This is a genomic window from Streptomyces kronopolitis (genome assembly GCF_014646275.1).
Lineage (GTDB): Bacteria > Actinomycetota > Actinomycetes > Streptomycetales > Streptomycetaceae > Streptomyces > Streptomyces kronopolitis.
The window spans coordinates 22,426-40,209 of record NZ_BMND01000027.1 but is presented as its reverse complement, the minus strand read 5'-3'; the positions used below and the strand labels follow the sequence as shown (position 1 = coordinate 40,209).

The 17,784-nt window shown below is 72.8% G+C and carries 9 protein-coding genes; 3 read left to right on the top strand and 6 right to left on the bottom strand.

Annotated elements, in window-relative coordinates:
• Positions 1–4 precede the first annotated feature (4 nt).
• The 3 genes from IEY78_RS25050 to IEY78_RS25040 all read right to left on the bottom strand — a co-directional run bounded on the left by IEY78_RS25050 (position 5) and on the right by IEY78_RS25040 (position 11,309).
• On the bottom strand, positions 5–9,502 hold the full coding sequence (locus IEY78_RS25050) for an Ig-like domain repeat protein (protein WP_189101909.1): 9,498 nt from the start codon (positions 9,500–9,502) through the stop codon (positions 5–7).
• Positions 9,503–9,927: 425 nt separating this feature from the next.
• Positions 9,928–10,911 carry an ACP S-malonyltransferase gene (locus IEY78_RS25045; protein WP_189101907.1) on the bottom strand — a complete coding sequence of 328 codons (984 nt, stop codon included), beginning with the start codon at positions 10,909–10,911 and terminating at the stop codon, positions 9,928–9,930.
• Positions 10,908–11,309, bottom strand: a complete 402-nt coding sequence (locus IEY78_RS25040) for a DUF6069 family protein (RefSeq protein ID WP_189101905.1) — start codon at positions 11,307–11,309, stop codon at positions 10,908–10,910. Before IEY78_RS25040 ends, IEY78_RS25045 begins: the two co-directional genes overlap by 4 nt.
• Positions 11,310–11,631: 322 nt before the next feature.
• Here IEY78_RS25040 and IEY78_RS25035 point away from each other — a divergent pair, with 322 nt between their 5' ends.
• The 3 genes from IEY78_RS25035 to mqnC are packed head-to-tail and all read left to right on the top strand — an operon-like array spanning position 11,632 to position 14,625.
• Positions 11,632–12,402 carry a thioesterase II family protein gene (locus IEY78_RS25035; RefSeq protein WP_189101903.1) on the top strand — a complete coding sequence of 257 codons (771 nt, stop codon included), beginning with the start codon at positions 11,632–11,634 and terminating at the stop codon, positions 12,400–12,402.
• Between the two features lie 47 nt (positions 12,403–12,449).
• Positions 12,450–13,355: a menaquinone biosynthetic enzyme MqnA/MqnD family protein gene (locus IEY78_RS25030; protein WP_189101901.1), complete on the top strand. Its 906-nt coding sequence runs from the start codon at positions 12,450–12,452 to the stop codon at positions 13,353–13,355.
• Positions 13,356–13,401: 46 nt separating this feature from the next.
• Positions 13,402–14,625 carry a cyclic dehypoxanthinyl futalosine synthase gene (gene mqnC, locus IEY78_RS25025; RefSeq protein WP_189101948.1) on the top strand — a complete coding sequence of 408 codons (1,224 nt, stop codon included), beginning with the start codon at positions 13,402–13,404 and terminating at the stop codon, positions 14,623–14,625.
• Positions 14,626–14,882: 257 nt separating this feature from the next.
• Here mqnC and IEY78_RS25020 read toward each other — a convergent pair whose 3' ends face one another.
• From IEY78_RS25020 to IEY78_RS25010, 3 genes are all read right to left on the bottom strand, one after another.
• Positions 14,883–15,188 carry a ferredoxin gene (locus IEY78_RS25020; protein WP_189101899.1) on the bottom strand — a complete coding sequence of 102 codons (306 nt, stop codon included), beginning with the start codon at positions 15,186–15,188 and terminating at the stop codon, positions 14,883–14,885.
• A 60-nt stretch (positions 15,189–15,248) separates the two neighbouring features.
• Positions 15,249–16,412, bottom strand: a complete 1,164-nt coding sequence (gene mqnE, locus IEY78_RS25015; protein WP_189101897.1) for an aminofutalosine synthase MqnE — start codon at positions 16,410–16,412, stop codon at positions 15,249–15,251.
• Positions 16,413–16,477: 65 nt separating this feature from the next.
• Positions 16,478–17,560 carry an arylcarboxylate reductase gene (locus IEY78_RS25010; protein WP_189101895.1) on the bottom strand — a complete coding sequence of 361 codons (1,083 nt, stop codon included), beginning with the start codon at positions 17,558–17,560 and terminating at the stop codon, positions 16,478–16,480.
• Positions 17,561–17,784: the final 224 nt, after the last annotated feature.

Here is a 17,784-nt window from a genome sequence, read left to right as displayed (position 1 = left end):
CGCCTCACGCCACCGTCAGCAGGGTGAGCCCCGTGGAGCCCGCGAAGCTGACGTCGCCGTTGTAGTTGCCGGTGACGGTGTAGATCCCCTTGGGCAGCGGACTGAAGGTCGCCGAGGCCTTTCCGTTGACCAGGGCCACGGTCTGCGGGGTGCGCCCCGGGACGGCGAGGGTGACGGTTCCGCTGGGCGTTCCCGCTCCGGGGGCGACGGGGGTCACGGTCGCGGTGACCGTGACCCGGTCGCCCGTCGTCGCGGGGTTCGGCGCGGCGACCACGGTCGTGAGCGTGGCGGCCTTGTTGACGGTCTGGGTGTCCGTGCCGCTCGACGCGGTGTAGCTGACCTCCCCGCCGTAGGTGGCCGTGACCGTGAACGGGCTCCCCGTGGTGGTGGTGTAGGTGTGGGTGACCGTGGCGACACCGCCGGAGAGGGACGCCGCGACCGAGCTGGTGCCGTCGCCGAAGCTGAAGGTGACCTTGCCGTTCGGGACGCCGCCCACGGACGAGACGGTCGCCCGGAGCGTGACCGACTGGCCGGCCACCGAGGGGTCCGGGGACGACGTCACCGTGGTGGTCGTCAGGTTCTGGTTGACGGTGTGGGTGGCGGCGCCGTTGGACGTGGTGAAGCTGGCGTCGCCGTTGTACGTGGCGGTGAGGGGGAACGGGCTGCCCGTCTTGGTGGTGTAGGTGTGGGTGACGGTGGCGATGCCGCCGGCGAGGGTGGCGGTGGCGGAGCTGGTGCCGTCGCCGAAGGTGAAGGTGACCGTGCCGGTGGGAGTGCCGGCCCCCGGCGCGAGCGCGGAGACGGCCGCGGTGACGGTGACCGACTGGCCGGCCGCCGACGGGTCGGGTGTGGAGCTCACGGCGGTGGCCGTCGCCGCCTTGTTGACGGTCTGGGTGTCGCTCCCGCTGGAGGTGGTGAAGTTGGTCCCCCCGTTGTAGGTCGCGGTGAGGGGATAGGCGGTCGCGGAGGCGGCGGCGTAGGTGTGGGTGACGGTGGCGATGCCGCCGGTGAGGGTGGCGGTGGTGGAGCTGGTGCCGTCGCCGAAGCTGAAGGTGACGGTGCCGGTGGGGGTGCCTGCTCCGGGGGCGACGGCGGCCACGGTCGCGGTGAGGGTGACCGGCTGGCCGGCGACACTGGGGTCGGGGGAGGAGACCAGGGCCGTGCTGGTGGCCGCCTTGTTGACCGTCTGGGTGTCCGAGCCGCTGGACGACGTGTAGTTGGCGTCCCCGTTGTAGGTGGCGGTGAGGGCATAGGGGGTGGCCGACGTGGTGGTGTAGGTGTGGGTGACGGTGGCGATGCCGCCGGAGAGGGTGGCGGTGGTGGAGCCGGTGCCGTCGCCGAAGGAGAAGGTGACGGTGCCGGTGGGGGTGCCGGCGCCGGGGGCGACGGGAGCCACGGTCGCGGTGAGGGTGACGGACTGGCCGGCGACCGTGGGATCGGGGGAGGAGACCAGGGCCGTCGTGGTGGTCGCCTTGTTGACAGTCTGGGTGTTCGAGCCGTTGGACGGCGTGTAGTTGGCATCGCCGTTGTAGGTGGCGGTGAGGGTGGAGGGGCCGCTGGCGGTGCTGGTGTGCGTGACGGTGGCCTGGCCGCCGGCCAGCGGCGCGGTGACGGAGGGCGAGCCGTCACCGAAGGCGAAGGTGACGGTGCCGGTCGGGGTGCCGGTCCCCGGTGCGACGGACGCCACCGCGGCGGTCACCGTCGTCGCCTGCCCGACCACCGTGGGGTCGGGGGAGGAGACCACGGCGGTGGTGGTGGCGGCCTTGTTGACGGTCTGGGTGTCCGTCCCGCTCGACGGTGTGTAGTTGGCGTCGCCGTTGTAGGTGGCGGTGAGCGGGTAGGGGCTGCCGGCGGTGTCGGTGTAGGTGTGGGCGACGGTGGCCAGACCGCCGGCCACGGGAGCCGTGACCGGGGCCGTACCGTCGCCGAAGTCGAAGGTGACCGTGCCCGCCGGGGTACCCGAGCCCGGCGCGGCGGACGCCACCGAGGCGGTGATCGTCATGGGCTGGCCGACGACCGTGGGGTCGGGGGAGGAGACCACGGCGGTGGTGGTGGCGGCCTTGTTGACGGTCTGGGTGTCCGTCCCGCTCGACGACAGGAAGCTCACGTCCCCGTCGTAGAGCGCGGTCACGGTGAGCGGCCCGCTGGCGCTCGTATAGGTGTGGGTGACCCTGGCCACGCCGCCGGACACGGGCGCCGACGTGGTCGCCGTGCCGTCGCCGAAGTCGAAGGTGACGGTACCTGTCGGCACCCCGGCTCCCGGCGCCAGCGCCGCCACGGTCGCGGTGAGGGTCACCGGCTGGCCGGTCACCGACGGGTCCGGCGCGCTGGTCACCGTCGTGAGGGTCGACGCCGGGGCGACGGTCTGCTGGTCGGTGCCCGAGGAGGAGCTGAAGTTGGAGTCCCCGCTGTAGTGCGCGCTGACCGTGTAGGGGCTGCCCGCGGCACTCACATAGGTGTGCGTGACGGTCGCCACGCCGCCGGAGACCGGAGCGGTGATGGTGGCCGTGCCGTCGCCGAAGTCGAACGCCACCGTGCCGGTGGGCACTCCGGCGCCGGGCGGGGTGGGGGTCACGGTCGCGGTGAAGGTCACCGCCTGGCCCGTCACCGTGGGGTCGGGGGCGGAGTTCACGGTGGTCGAGGTGGTGGCGGCGCCGGCCGACACCGTGTGGGGCGCGGTGGCGGTGGCGGGCGCGAAGTCGGGGTCCCCGCTGTAGGCCGCGGTGACGGCGTAGGGGGTGGCGGACGCGGACGCGTAGGTGTGGGCGATGGCCGCGACTCCGGCGGAGACCGGCGCGGTCACCGGCGCGGTGCCGTCGCCGAAGTCGAAGGTGACGGTCCCGGTGGGGGCGCCCGCGCCCGGCGGCACGGCGGTGACCCTCGCGGTGAAGGTGACCTCCTGCCCGGCTACCGACGGGTCCGGGGAGGAGACCAGGCTCAGTCCGGTGGCGCCCTGGCCGACGGTCTGGGTATCGGTGCCGGTCGACGGGTTGAAGTCGGGGTCGCCGCTGTAGTCGGCGGTGATCGGGTACGGGCTGCCGGCGGTCCCGGCCCAGGCGTGCGTGACGGTGGCGGTGCCCGCCGAGACCGCGGCGGTGACGGCGGGGGTGCCGTCGCCGAAGGTGAAGGTGACGGTGCCGGTGGGGTTGCCGGCTCCGGGGGCGGCGGGGGCCACGGTCGCGGTGAGCGTCACCGACTGGCCCGGCACCGACGGGTCGGGGGAGGAGGCCACCGCGGTGGTGGTCGCGGCCGCGGTGACGGTCTTGGTGCCGGTGGCCTTGGAGGGCGTGAATCCCGCGTCGCCGCTGTAGGCGGCGGTGAGGTTGTAGGGGCTGCCGGAGGTGCTCGACCAGGCGTGGGTGGTGCTCGCCGTGCCGTCCGTGACGGGTGCGGTGACGGGGGTGGTGCCGTCGCCGAAGTCGAAGGTGACGGTGCCGGTGGGGGTGCCGGCTCCCGGCGCCTCCGCCGTGACCGTCGCGGTGACGGTCACCGGCTGGCCGGACACCGAGGGGTCCGGCGAGAAGCTGATCACCGTCGTCGACACCGCGGGCTGCACGGTGTGGACGACCGCCGCCACCGAGGCGAGGAAGTCGGCGTCGCCGCTGTAGGTGGCGGTCACGGTGAACGGGCTGCCCGTCGAGGGCGGGTAGGCGTGCACGGCGGTCGCCTCACCGTCCGTCACGGGAGCCACGACCGGTGCGGTGCCGTCGCCGAAGTCGAAGGTCACCGTCCCGGTCGGGGTGCCGTCCCCGCCGCCGTCCGGTGCCACCCGCGCGAAGAACGTCACCGTCTGCCCGGTCACCGACGGCTCCGGGAGCCCGTTGACGGTGAGGGCGGTGGTGGCCGGGGTGACGCTCTGGCTCCCGCTGCCGGTGGAGGGGGCGAAGTCGCCGTCGCCGCCGTAGGTGGCCGTGACGGTGTAAGGGCTGCCGGAGGTGCCCGGCCAGGCGTGGGTGGTGCTCGCCGTGCCGCCCGTGACGGGTGCGGTGACCGCGGGGCTGCCGTCGCCGAAGTCGAAGGTGACGGTGCCCGTGGGGACGCCGTCCCCGGGCGCGTTGGCGAAGACGCCGGCCGTGACGGTGACCGGCTGGCCCGACACCGACGGATCGGGCGAGAAGACGACGACGGTGGTGGTCGCGGCCGCGGCGACGGTGTGGGTGCCGGTCCCGGTCGCGGGAGTGAAGTCGGCGTCCCCGCTGTAGGCGGCGGTGAGGGTGTAGGGGCTGCCGGACGTGCCGGTCCAGGTGTGGGCCGCCGTCGCCACGCCGCCCGAGACCGCTGCGGTGACGGGCGCGCTGCCGTCGCCGAAGTCGAACGTGACGGTGCCGGTGGGGTTTCCGCCCCCGGGCGCCGCCGCCGAGACCGTCGCGGTCACGGTCACCGGCTGGCCCGTCACCGACGGATCGGGCGAGCAGGCGACCGCCGCGGTGGACGGGGCCTGGCCGACGGTCTGGGTGACGCCGCCGCCGGACGCGGTGAAGTCGGTGTCCCCGCTGTAGGCGGCGGTCACCGCGTACGGGCTGCCGGACGTGCCGGTGAAGGCGTGCTGCACGGTGGCGACCCCGGCGACGACGGGCATCGCGACCGGCACCGTCCCGTCGCCGAAGTCGAAGGTCACCGTCCCGGTCGGCGAACCGCCGCCCGCCACCGGTTTCACCGTCGCGGTGAAGGTGACCGGCTGGCCCACGACGGAGGGGATCGGCGCGGCGGCCACCGTGGTGGTCGTGGCGTCCTGGAGGACCGTCTCGGTGGCGGTGACCACCGCGGAGGAGAAGTCGTCGCTGCCGTTGTAGGTGGCGGTGATCGTGTACGGGCTGCCGGCGACGGAGGCGTAGGTGTGCGTCAGATGGATCGCCCCGCCGGCCAGGGAATCCGTCACGGGAGCCGTGCCGTCGCCGAAGTCGACGGTGACCGTGCCGGTGGGCACTCCGGCGCCCGGCGGCACCGGGGTGGCCGTCGCGGTGAAGGTCACCGGCTCGCCCGCCACCGCGGGGTTGGGGCCGGTGCTCACCGCGAGGGTGACCGCGGACTGCAGCACGGTCTGGGTGGTGGTGCCCGTCGAGGCGGCGAAGTTCGGGTCGCCGCTGTAGTCGGCCGTGAGGGTGAAGGGGCTGTTCACCGTGGTGGTGTAGGCATGGGTGACCGTCGCCAGGCCGGCCACGGCGGGGGTGGTGACGGTCGGGGTGCCGTCCCCGAAGTCGAAGGTGACCGTGCCGGTCGGCGTACCCGTCCCCGGAGAAACGGCCGCGAGGGACGCGGTGATGGTCACCGGCTGCCCGGCCGTGGACGGGTCCGGCGAGGAGAAGACGGCGGTGGTGGTCGCCGCCGGGTTGACGGTCTGGGTGTCGGTGTCGGTCGAACCGGTGAAGGCGGCGTCGCCGTCGTAGGTGGCGGTGGCGGTGTACGGGCTGCCGGACGGGCCGGTGTAGGCGTGGACGGCGGTCGCGATCCCGCCGGTGAGGGGTGCCCGGACGGTCGGGCTGCCGTCGCCGAAGTCGATGGTGACCGACCCCGTCGGGGTGCCGGCGCCCGCGTCGACCGCGGCGGCGGTCGCGGTGAAGGTGACCGGTTCGCCCGTCACGGAGGGGTCGGGTGACGAGGTCAGGGTCGTCGACGAGGCGGCCTGGGAGACCGTCTGGGTGTCGAGGCCGGCCGAACCCGCGAAGTTGGTGTCGCCGTGGTAAACGGCGGTGACCGAGGCGGGGTTCGCCGCGGTGGTGTAGGTGTGGGCCGTCGTCGCCGTGCCTGCCACCAGCGGGGCGGTGGCGGGCGCGGAGCCGTCGCCGAAGTCGAAGGTGACGGTGCCGGTCGGGGTGCCCGAGGCGGGCGGGACGGCCACGACCACCGCGCTGAAGGCCACCGACTCGCCCACGGTGGACGGGTCGGGCGCCGAACTCACCGTCGTCGACGTGGTCGACACGCTGCTTTCGACGCGCTGGGCGGCCGTCCCCGAGGAGGCCGCGAAGTCGGGGTCCCCGCTGTATGCGGCGGTCACGGTGTAGGGGCTGCCCGCGGTGCTGGAGTACGCGTGCACCGCCGTGGCCAGGCCGTTGGAGACCGGTGCGGTGACCGTCGCGGTGCCGTCGCCGAAGTCGAAGGTGACCGTGCCGGTCGGGGCGCCGGCGCCCGGGGGCACCGGCCGCACCCGCGCGATCAGCGTCACGCTCTGGCCCACCGCGGCGGGCTCCGCCGACGACGTCACCACGGTGGTGGTCGCGGCCGGCGCGACGACGTGGGAGATGGTGTCGTCGGACGGTGCGAAGTCGGCGTCCCCGCTGTAGTGCGCCGTGATGGTGTACGGGCTGCCGGCCGCGCTGGTGTAGGCGTGGACGATGGTGGCCGTGCCGTTCTCCAACTGCGCGGTGAGGACCGGGGAACCGTCGCCGAAGTCGAAGACGGCCTGCCCCGTGGGGACGCCCGCCCCCGGTGCCTGGGGGGCCACGGTGACCGTCACCGCTTCGCCCGTCACGGACGGATCGGGCGCCGCGGTGACCGTGGTGGTGGTCGTGGCCGGCTCGACGCTGTGCAGGTCGGTGCCCGAGGAGGCGAGGAAGTTGGCGTCCCCGCTGTAGGTGAGGGTGACCGCGTAGGGGCTGGCCGCCGCACTGGCGTAGGCGTGGGTGGTGGCGCCGCCGCCGTCGGTCAGGGGGACCGTGACGGGCTGGGTGCCGTCGCCGAAGTCGAAGGTGACCGTGCCGGTCGGGGTGCCCGCGCCGGGCGGGACGGCCGAGACCACCGCGGAGAAGGCCACCGCCTGGCCGGTCACCGAGGGGGAGGGCGTGGCGCTCAGCGCCGTGCTCGACACGGCCTGGGTGACCACCTGGGTGTCCGACCCCGCCGATGGGTTGAAGTTGCCGTCGCCGCTGTAGGTGGCGGCGACCGGGTACGGGCTGTCCGCCACCTCGGGGTTGGTGTGGGTGACCGTCGCCGTGCCGCCCTCGACCGGTGCCGTGACCGGCGGGCTGCCGTCGCCGAACTCGAAGGTCACCGTCCCCGTCGGGGCACCGGCCGCCGGCGCCTCCGGGGTGATCTTCGCGAGGAAGGTCGTCGACTGCCCGACCGTGGACGGGTCGGGCGCCGAGTTCAGGCTGAGGGCGGTGTCGGCCGGCTGGACGGTCTGGTCGTCGGTGCCCGTGGACGGAGTGACGTTGCTGTCGCCGTTGTAGGTGGCGGTGACGGTGTAGGGGCTGCCGGCGGTGTCGGTATAGGTGTGGGTGGTGGCGGTGCCGCCGTCGGTGAGGAGCGCGGTGGTGGTGGGGCTCCCGTCGCCGAAGTCGAAGGTGACGGTGCCGGTGGGGGTGCCCGATCCGGGCGCGAGGGTGCTGACCGCGGCGGTGAACGTGACCTGCTGGCCGACGGTGGAGGGGTCGGGGTCGGAGGTTACGGCGGTGGCGGAGGAGGCCTGCCCCACGGTCTGGACGGTGGTGCTCGCGGACGCGCTGATGTCGGCGTCGCCGCTGTAGGCGACGGTGACGGTGTAGGGGGTGGCGGCGGCGTCGGTGTAGGTGTGGGTGGCGTCGGCGGTGCCGTCGGTGAGGGGGACCGTGACGGGTGCGGTGCCGTCGCCGAAGTCGAAGGTGACCGTGCCGGTCGGGGTGCCCGCGCCGGGCGGGAGCGTGCTGACCGTGGCGGTGAAGGTGACCTCCTGACCGACGGTGGAGGAGGCGGGGGTGGAGGTCACCGCGAGGGCCGAGGACGCCTGCCCCACGGTCTGGCTGCCCGTGCCCGTGGAGGCGCTGAAGCTGTCGTCGCCGTTGTAGGTGGCGGTGATCGTGTACGGGCTGCCGGCGGTGCCGAAGGCATGGGTGGCGTCGGCGGTGCCGTCGGTGAGGGGGAGCGTGACGGGTGCGGTGCCGTCGCCGAAGTCGAAGGTGACGGTGCCGGTCGGGGTGCCCGCGCCGGGCGGGAGGGAGGTGACCGACGCGGTGACGGTGACCGGCTGCCCGGCCACGGAGGAGGACGGCGAAATGCCCACCGACGTAGCGGTGGAAGCCTGTTGGACGGTCTGGGAGCCGGTGCCCGTGGACGCGGTGAAGTTGTCGTCGCCGTCGTACGTGGCGGTGACCGGGTACGGGCTCCCGGCAGCGGTCGCGTAGGCATGGGTCACCGACGCCGCGCCGCCCGACACCGGCAGCGTGACCGGGGGCGTGCCGTCGCCGAAGTCGAAGGTCACCGTGCCGGTCGGCACACCCGCGCCCGGAGGGGCGGGAGCGACCCGCGCGACAAAGGTGACCGGCTGCCCGGCCAGCGACGGGTCGGGGCTGGCGGCCACCGTGGTGGTGGTCGGCGACGCCGCCACGACCTGGGTGTCCGTGCCCGTGGACGAGGTGAAGAAGAGGTCGCCGCTGTAGGCGGCGGTGACGGCGTAGGGCGTGGTCGACGGCGCGGTGTAGGCGTGGCTGACCGTGGCCGTGCCGTCCGTGACGGCCGTCGTCACGGGTGCGGTGCCGTCGCCGAAGTCGAAGGTGACGGTGCCGGTCGGGGTGCCCGTGGTCGGGGGGACGGCCGTCACGGCGGCGGTGAAGGTGACCGGCTGGCCGACGAACGAGGGGTCGGGATCGGAGGTGACCTCCGTCGCCGAGGGAGCCATGTAGTCGAACGCGGCGGGCACCGTCACACTGCCACCCGGCGTGGTGACGGTGAGCGCGGCAGGACCGGGCGCCCCCGCGGGCGTCACCACCACGAGGAGGGTGTCGGAGTACGCGCGGAAGGACGTCGCGGGCAGCCCGCCGAGGGTGACGCCGGTGACGCCCGCCAGACCGGTGCCGGTCACCACGAGGGTGCTGCCGCCTGAGATCGGCCCGGCGGCCGGACTCACACCCGCGACCGACGGGGCGGCCGCATAGGTGTAGAGCAGGCGGTTGCTCACCCCGCCGATACCGGAGACGTAGACCGGGACGCTGCCCGGCCCCGTGACCGGGGGAGCGGTCACCAGCAGCTGCGCGTCGGAGACCACCAGGGGGAACGCGACGGCGTCGCCGAAGTGCACCAGCAGCGCGGTGCTCAGATTGGCGCCGCGGAGCGTGACCACATTGCCGCCGCCGACCGGCCCCGCGGCCGGGATCACTCCCGACAGGCTGGGCCAGTACTGGTAGAAGAAGTAGCCGACGCGGGCGGTGCCCCCGGGAGTGGTGACCGTGACCGGAGCCGACCCGCTGCCCGAGGGGGTCACCGCCACGATCGTCTGGTCGTCGACGACGGCGAAGCTCGCGGCCGGGCGGGGACCGAAGTACACGGCGGTGGCATAGCTGAAGTGGGTGCCGATGATCGTCACCAGGGTGCCGCCCGCGTAGGACCCCTGGTTCGGGAACACCCCGGAGAACCGGTTGAGGGAATCGGTCGCGCCACGGGCGGTGCGGGCCCCCGGCACGGCTGCGGCGAGGGAGCGCGACCGGCCGGGAACGCGGACGCTCTGACCGGTCACCGGGTCGATGACGGCGACGCAGTGCCCGTCGCGGTCGGTGACGAGGAGCAGCCCGCCCGGGCCGTACGGGGTCAGCATGAACCCGCCCCACTTCCTGCGGAGCGCCCAACGATCGTACCGGCGGGGGAAGTTCCCGCGCACGGCACCGGCGGTGGGGGGACGTACACAGGGCTGACGGGACGGACAGCATGCATAACGGCTCCAGACCAGCTCGCGCGCCTGCCGCAACACGCCGCGGACGCAGGCGTGTTGAGGGGGCCGGTACCTGCTCGTCCTCCACGAAGGAGCGCTCGGACGCAGCGTCAGCACGCTGAGGATCCGAAACGGGCAACACGCCTTCCGCTCCCCCGGGAAGCATGGGCGGCCCACCGGAATCGGACGGTCTCAGTAACCCATCGCGGTGAGGCCGAGGCAACGTTCCGGAACCCGGCTCACCCGAAAGGCCGAGCGGGAACTCGGCGCCACTTCACGACCCTTGGGACGGCGCCCGCCGCGGCGGAGGCCTACACCCAGTGCGGCACGGCACGCCCCGCGGGCGACATCTCCACTCCGCATTCGACGATCGCCGAGATCGCCGGGGCGATGTCGTCCGGGGACTCCACCGGGACGACCGGGAACGGGAAGCGGAGCAGGTTCCTGGGCAGCGACGGTCCCAGGACGAGCCCGAGCCGGGTGCCGTGCGCGGCCATCTCCCGGGTGAGGGCGCCCAGTTCGGCGGGCCGGACCACGTTGTGTACGAACAGCTCGCCGACCTCGTCCGCCGTCCGCAGGGTCCGCGCCTCCAGCGCGGAGCACAGCGGCACGGCCGGGGCGGTGAACGGCAGCCCGCGCACCAGCCGCCGCATCTCGGCGTGCGCCGGCCCGCCGAGCGGACTGTGCACCGTGACGCGGCTGCTCCCGCTGATCCGGACGGCACCGGGCGGGGCCTCGGCGGCGAGCCGCGCCAGCGCCGCGCCGTCCCCGGTCAGCAGCACCACCCGGTACGTCCCACTCGTGTCCCGGCCCAGGAAACCGCCGCACCGGACGGCACCGCCCACCGCGCCGCGGTACCACTCGGGGTCCGCGCCGGACGGCAGAAAGGCCAGCGCGAGAGCCCCCGCACGGTCCGGGCCCTCGGCGCCGCCGGTGCCGGCCAGCGTCCGGATCAGTGCCTCGCGCGGCAGCGCGCCCGCCAGCGCGGCGGCGACCATCGTCCCGACGCCCAGACCGCCCAGCACACCGGGCCGGATCTTGTGCACCGCGAGCACGTCATGGATCCCGAGCATCGCCGTCGCCAGCGCCAGCCGGCCGATCAGGGCACGCTCGTGCGGCCCGGCCCGGGAACGGCCTTGGCCGAGCAGCCGCCCGGCGTCCACGCCCGTCCACTCGGCGACCTTGCGATACCGGCGGCGCAGCACCGGAGAGCTGTCGTGGAACGCGGCCAGCCCGGCCGGGTCGTAGGCATCGAGATCGGTACCGCAGAGGAACGCGAGAGGGGCGTGCGTCATCGCCGCACGGCCGTGCGGGCCAGCGCCGGCACCAGGACCGCGCCCGCGACCAGATGCATGCACAGCAGCGTCACCTTGACACCGGTCGTCACCCCGCTCTGCAGCGGAGCGATCAGCGACAGGGCCAGCACCACGACCGCGATGACCGTCCACACCCGGCGCGCCCGCGGGGTCAGGCGCTCCAGCAGGGCGAGCAGCGCCCAGGCGGCGAAACCGGCGACGAGGCTGGCGAGAATGACCGTGGCCGGTCCGATGTGCTGGAGGGCGGCACCGGGCTTCATCCGCACATCGAGCCGCACGTCCAGCAGCACCGCGGCGATCGCCCACACCACGAGCGTGGCGGCGGCGGTCCCGAGGACGGCCAGAACCCGGGCGGACCGTGGTGATCTCGCGGTCATGATGAACCAACCTCCTGAAGGCGGACGTACAAGACCTGGCACGGCGGCGCAACGGGTGCCGAACCGCTGTCGTTCCTCGGGCGGCGCACGCCGCACCGTGAGGCTAGGCCCGCGGCGCCGTGCCGCGCCACCGGTCCGGTTCCCTGGCCCCCGAGAACCGGGGAAACGCCCAGACTTCCGCCGTAACGGGCCGGTAGGCCTTGTGCTGGTGGTCCGGGCCCACTGGATAGTGGCGGCAGTAACTGCTTCCCGATCCGCTCGGGACGAGGGTGCCGGCCGCGGCGCGGCCGGGCCGGTCCACAGGAAAGGACGGATCACCACGATGAGTTCCCCCCTTGCGGACGACGGCCTGTGGTGCCGGCGGTTCCACCCGGCCCCGGACGCGGGCCGGCGCCTGGTGTGCTTCCCGCACGCCGGCGGTTCCGCGAGCTTCTACCACCCCGTCTCGGCCGCGCTCAGCCCCGGCGTGGACGTGCTCGCCGTGCAGTACCCGGGACGGCAGGACCGCCGCCACGAACCGGCCGTCGACGACATCGGCCTCCTCGCGGACCGGATCGCCGAGGCGCTGGGGGCCTGGAACGACCGGCCGCTGACCTTCTTCGGCCACAGCATGGGCGCGCTGGTGGCCTTCGAGGTGGCACGGCGGCTGGAGCGCGACGGGGACGGCCCCGTGCGGCTGTTCGCCTCGGGCCGCCGGGCGCCGTCCGCGTACCGCGACGAGCAGGTCCACCGGCGGGACGACGACGGCATCGTCGCCGAGCTGCGGGCGCTGAGCGGCACCGACTCCCGGGTCCTCGACGACGAGGAGATGCTGCGGATGGTGCTGCCCGCGCTGCGCAGCGACTACAAGGCCGTCGAGACCTACCGCAGCGAGCCCGGGGCCGTCGTGCGCTGCCCCGTCACCGTGCTCGTCGGCGACGACGACCCCAAGACGTCCCTCGCCGAGGCCCGGTCCTGGGACGCGCACACCGCCGGTGCCTGCGACCTCCAGGTCTTCCCCGGCGGGCACTTCTACCTCGCCGACCGACCGCGCGAGGTGATGGACGTGCTCAGCGACCACTTCACCTCCACCGCCCTTCCCCACCATGCGTAGGTGCCGCCCCGCTGCCCCGACCGAGCCCCCCTGGAGCCCTGACAGCCATGCCTGAACCCCTACTCACCGCGTCGGCCACGCCCGCACCGCGCACCGGGCGACGGCCCAGGGTCGGTCACATCGACTTCCTCAACTGCCTGCCGCTGTTCTGGGGGCTGGCCAGGAGCGGCAGCCTGCTCGACATGGACCTGCGCAAGGACAGCCCGGACGGACTGAACGACGCCCTCGTCGCCGGCGCCCTGGACATGGGCCCGATCAGCCTCCTGGAGTTCCTCAAGCACGCCGATGAGCTGGTGGCGCTGCCGGGCATCGCCGTGGGCAGCGACGGCCCCGTGGAGTCCTGCCTGATCGTCAGCCAGGTCCCGCTGGCGGAGCTGGACGGCGAACCCGTCGCCCTCGGCTCCACCAGCCGGACCTCGGTCCGCCTCGCCGAGCTGCTGCTCGCCGAATCGGTCGGGGTCCGGCCCGAGTACTTCGTCTGCCCGCCCGACCTCACGGCGATGATGCAGCGGGCACGGGCGGCCGTGGTCATCGGCGACGCCGCGCTGCGCGCCTCCCTGCACGACGCGCCCCGGCTCGGCCTCCAGGTGCACGACCTGGGGCAGATGTGGCGCGACTGGACCGGACTGCCCTTCGTCTTCGCCGTCTTCGCCGCCCGCAAGGACTTCCTCGCCAGGGAGCCCGAGACCGTGCGCCGCGTCCACTCCGACCTGCTGGCGTCCCGCGATCTGTCCCTCGCCGAGGTCAAGGAGGTCTGCGAACAGGCCGCCCGGTGGGAGGCCTTCGACGCCCGGACGCTGGAGCACTACTACACCACCGCCCTCGACTTCAGCCTCGGTGAGCGCCAGCTCGCCGGAATCGCGGAATTCGCCCGCCGGGTCGGCGGCGGACAGGCCGGCTTCCCGCCGGACGTCCACGTCCAGCTCCTGGGCACCGAAGCGATCAGCACGTGACATGACCGGCAACGAGCCCGAAAACACCCCCGGAAAGGCCGTCGACATGCCCCGACCGTCCGAAGCCACCGACCGTGGCCTCCAGTCCGTACTGGACCGTGCCGCCGAGGGCGGCAGGGTGACCCCCGAAGAGGCGCTGGACCTCTACCGCCACGCCCCGCTGCACGCGCTGGGCTCGGCGGCCGACACCATCCGCCGCCGTCGCTACGCGGGCACCGAGCACATTGCCACGTACATCATCGAGCGCAACATCAACTACACCAACGTGTGCGTCACGGCGTGCAAGTTCTGCGCGTTCTACGCCGCGCCGAAGGACACTGACAAGGGCTGGACCCGCGATCTCGACGACATCCTGCGCCGCTGCGCGGAGACCGTCGAACTCGGCGGCACCCAGATCATGTTCCAGGGCGGCCACCACCCGGACTACGGCGTCGAGTACTACGAAGAGCACTTCTCGGCGATCAAGAAGGCGTTCCCCGAGCTGGTCATCCACTCGCTGGGGGCCTCCGAGGTCGAGCACATGGCCCGGATCTCCCAGGTGTCCGTCGAGGAGGCGATCTCGCGCATCCACGCCGCGGGGCTCGACTCCTTCGCGGGTGCCGGCGCCGAGCTGCTGCCGGCCAGGGCCCGCAAGGCCATCGCGCCGCTGAAGGAGTCCGGCGAGCGCTGGCTGGAGATCATGGAGGTCGCGCACGGACTCGGTGTGGAGTCGACCTCGACGATGCTGATGGGCACCGGCGAGACCAACGCCGAGCGCATCGAGCACATCCGGATGATCCGCGATGTCCAGGACCGTACGGGCGGCTTCCGCGCCTTCATCCCGTACACCTACCAGCCCGAGAACAACAAGCTGAAGGGCCAGACGCAGGCGACGGTCTTCGAGTACCTGCGGATGCTCGCCATCGCCCGGATCTTCCTGGACAACGTGCCGCACATCCAGGGCTCGTGGCTGACCACCGGCAAGGAGGCCGGCCAGCTCTCGCTGCACTACGGCGCGGACGACCTCGGCTCGGTGATGCTGGAGGAGAACGTGGTCTCCTCGGCCGGTGCCAAGCACCGCTCCAACCGCATGGAACTGCTCCAGCTGATCCGGTCGGCCGACCGGGTGCCGGCCCAGCGCGCCACGACCTACGAGCACCTCCTCGTGCACGACGACCCGGCCAACGACCCGGTCGACGACCATGTCGTCTCCCATCTGTCCTCCACCGCCCTCGACGGCCCGGACCAGGCGCGCAGCCACCCCGAGCTGAAGGTGATCGGGGCGAGCTGACGACCCCCTGACGCGGGCCGCGGCCCTTCCCGCACGGTGACCGGATCAGAGTGCTGATCCGGTCACCGTTGTGCTGCGCTGTGCTGTGTTGTGCTGTGCCGGGCCGGGCGCACGGCGCGGGGGAGTGACCGCGGGGCCGTCCCGGCGGACCCGCCCGCCGGGACTGCGGACCGGCGCACGCCGACGGGCCGGTTCCCGAGGAGAGATCCTCGGGAACCGGCCCGTGCGCTGCGTCTGCCGCGGCCCGTAGACCCGGGTCAGGCCGACTCGGCCTCCGGCCCGTAGACCTCCACCGCGTCCTTGACGCGCCGCACGTGGATGCACTCGCCGGGGCACTCCTTGGCCGAGTCCGCGACATCCCGGATCAGATCCAGCGGCAGCGGCACGGTCGCCCGGGGCGCCTGGCGCAGCTCGTCGTCCTCACCCTTCACATAGGCGAGGCCGTCGATGTCCAGCTCGAAGACCTCCGGCGCGTACTCCACGCAGATGCCGTCTCCGGTGCACAGGTCCTGGTCGATCCAGACCTCGAGTTCGTCGTCGTTCACGTTCACGTTGGTGGACATACCGCCTGCCTGCCGATCGTGGTCTTGGTCTGTGGTTTCGGGCGCTCGGGCCGGCTGGCCTCAGACCCGCATGGGCTGCGGCGCCTCACGGCGCTCGGGGTCCGGTCCGGGGTACTCGCGGATCGTCTCATACCGGGTGTTGCGCTCGACGGGGCGGAAGCCCGCGTCCCGGATCAGGTCGAGGATGTCCTCACGGGTCAGCTTGTCCGGTGTGCCGTAGTTGTCCGCGTCGTGCGTGATCTTGTACTCGACGACCGAGCCGTCCATGTCGTCCGCGCCGTGGTTCAGGGCCAGTTGCGCGGTCGAGACCCCGTGCATGACCCAGAAGACCTTGACGTGCGGGACGTTGTCGAACAGCAGGCGGGAGACCGCGAAGGTCTTCAGGGCCTCCGCGCCCGACGCCATGGTGGTCCTGGCCTGGAGCTTGTTGCGGACCTTGCCGTCCTGCATGTCGACGAAGTCGTGCTGGTAGCGCAGCGGGATGAAGACCTGGAAGCCGCCGGTCTCGTCCTGGAGCTCACGCAGCCGCAGCACGTGGTCGACGCGGTGGCGGGGTTCCTCGATGTGCCCGTAGAGCATCGTCGACGGGGTCTTCAGGCCCTTCTCGTGGGCGAGGCGGTGGATGCGCGACCAGTCCTCCCAGTGGGTGCGGTGGTCGACGATGTGCTGTCGCACCTCCCAGTCGAAGATCTCCGCGCCGCCGCCGGTCAGCGACTCCAGGCCGGCCTCGATCAGCTCGTCGAGGATCTCCGAGGCGCTCAGCCCCGAGATGGTCTCGAAGTGGTGGATCTCGGTGGCGGTGAAGGCTTTGAGGGAGACCTGCGGGAGGGCTTCCTTGAGAGCCTTGAGCGACCGCGGGTAGTAGCGCCACGGCAGCGTGGGGTGCAGACCGTTGACGATGTGCAGCTCGGTCAGGTTCTCACGCTCCATCGCCTTGGCGAGGCGGACGGCCTCCTCGATCCGCATCGTGTACGCGTCCTGTTCACCCGGCTTGCGCTGGAAGGAGCAGTAGGCGCACGAGGCGGTGCACACATTCGTCATGTTCAGATGGCGGTTCACATTGAAGTGGACGACATCGCCGTTCTTGCGCGTGCGCACCTCGTGGGCCAGTCCGCCCAGCCAGGCCAGGTCGTCACACCCGTAGAGCGCGATCCCGTCCTCGCGGGACAGCCGCTCTCCCGCATAGACCTTCTCCTCCAGCTCACGCTTGAGTCCTGCGTCCATCCCCAACTACCTTCCTGAGTGCTTGACTTGGCAAAGAGTGCGCGTGGTCGATGCGGGCATCGCCGTCAGTAGATCCCTTCGGGTGCGGCTCGGGAGACCTGCAGCGGCTGGACGTTCGCCACCCCGTCGCAGGGCCAGTCGGCCGAGGTGCGGTACCGCACGGCCTGGTCGCGTTCGAGGATGTGGGGCAGGAAGAGATCCTCGTGCAGCACGGTGAGTCTGACCTGGCCCACCTCCCCGTAGCCCACCGTCCGCGCCGGGTCGTTCCTGTCGACGACGGCCATGGTGACCTGCGGGTAGTGCGGGACGTACGGAAGGACGTCGCCGTTCTGCTCCGCGGGCAGGCCCATGGCGCACCCGAAGGTGTTGCCGTAGGCCGTCCCGATCCGGCCGCCGCCCAGCGCCCCGGCGAACTCCCGGTACATCGCCGGCACGATCTGTGTGCCGCCGAGTCCGACGCCGTCGAGCCGCCCGACCAGTTCCGGATGCCGTCGCACCAGCGCCTGGAACAACGCGGGCGTCGTCTCCAGGTAGTCGATCCGGCGGCTGCTCATGAGGTCCGTGATCTGGTCGACGACATGGTCGACATAGTGGTTGACCTCGGCCAGCCGGCAGCCCCGGATGAGCTGCTTGATCCAGCGCGGGTCGAGGTCGACGCCGTAGACCACCGACGCGTACAGATGGGCGATCTGCGCGGCGCCCTCGCCCACGACGTGCGGCCCGCCGGGAGTGGCGTACACCCAGCTGCGGCCCGGCTGGAAACCGGCCGTGACCAGGCCGAACCGGCGCCAGAGGGAATGGTGGTCGAGCATCGGCCCGGTGTAGAAGACATGGCACGGCCGGCCGGTGGTGCCGCCCGAGTCGAAGACCCGGCCCGACAGCGGGCGCGGCACGGCCTGCGGGACCAGGTCGACCGGGTCGAGGTCCCGCAGCTCGGCCAGGGTGAAGTGGCCGAACGCCGACAGCTCCGCGTAGCGCGTGATGTCGAACGGGTCAAAGGGCAGCGTGTCACGGCGCTTGAGCCAGTAGGGGCTCCCGGTCTCCGGAGCGAAGTGGCGGCGTACGACATGCCGGGTCCACGCGTCGAGATCCATGGACAGCCAGCGCCCCATGGCGGAGGTGTCCAGTGGTGCGGTGGTCGGCAGCATCGCCGTTCCTTTCCTGCCGGGAAGGCCGCAGTCGCGCGCGGATCGTGCGGGAGCCGGGCTGCCGCCCGCGCCGTGCGGCCGGACCGGCACCGGGTGGCGGTCCGGTGCGGCAACACCGGCGGCCCCTCTCATACTCGCCGAGGCCACTCTGGGGAATTCCCCATACCCACAGCGGCTTTCCTGGGAGGGACGGCGCCGGAGCTCCGGGCCGGCAGCCCGAACGA

Excerpts from the sequence above, each read along its gene's own strand:
- IEY78_RS25050 (WP_189101909.1), bottom strand. The coding sequence starts at position 9,502 with ATGCTGACCCCGTACGGCCCGGGCGGGCTGCTCCTCGTCACCGACCGC.
- IEY78_RS25045 (WP_189101907.1), bottom strand. The coding sequence starts at position 10,911 with ATGACGCACGCCCCTCTCGCGTTCCTCTGCGGTACCGATCTCGATGCC.
- IEY78_RS25040 (WP_189101905.1), bottom strand. The coding sequence starts at position 11,309 with ATGACCGCGAGATCACCACGGTCCGCCCGGGTTCTGGCCGTCCTCGGG.
- IEY78_RS25035 (WP_189101903.1), top strand. The coding sequence starts at position 11,632 with ATGAGTTCCCCCCTTGCGGACGACGGCCTGTGGTGCCGGCGGTTCCAC.
- IEY78_RS25030 (WP_189101901.1), top strand. The coding sequence starts at position 12,450 with ATGCCTGAACCCCTACTCACCGCGTCGGCCACGCCCGCACCGCGCACC.
- mqnC (WP_189101948.1), top strand. The coding sequence starts at position 13,402 with ATGCCCCGACCGTCCGAAGCCACCGACCGTGGCCTCCAGTCCGTACTG.
- IEY78_RS25020 (WP_189101899.1), bottom strand. The coding sequence starts at position 15,188 with ATGTCCACCAACGTGAACGTGAACGACGACGAACTCGAGGTCTGGATC.
- mqnE (WP_189101897.1), bottom strand. The coding sequence starts at position 16,412 with ATGGACGCAGGACTCAAGCGTGAGCTGGAGGAGAAGGTCTATGCGGGA.
- IEY78_RS25010 (WP_189101895.1), bottom strand. The coding sequence starts at position 17,560 with ATGCTGCCGACCACCGCACCACTGGACACCTCCGCCATGGGGCGCTGG.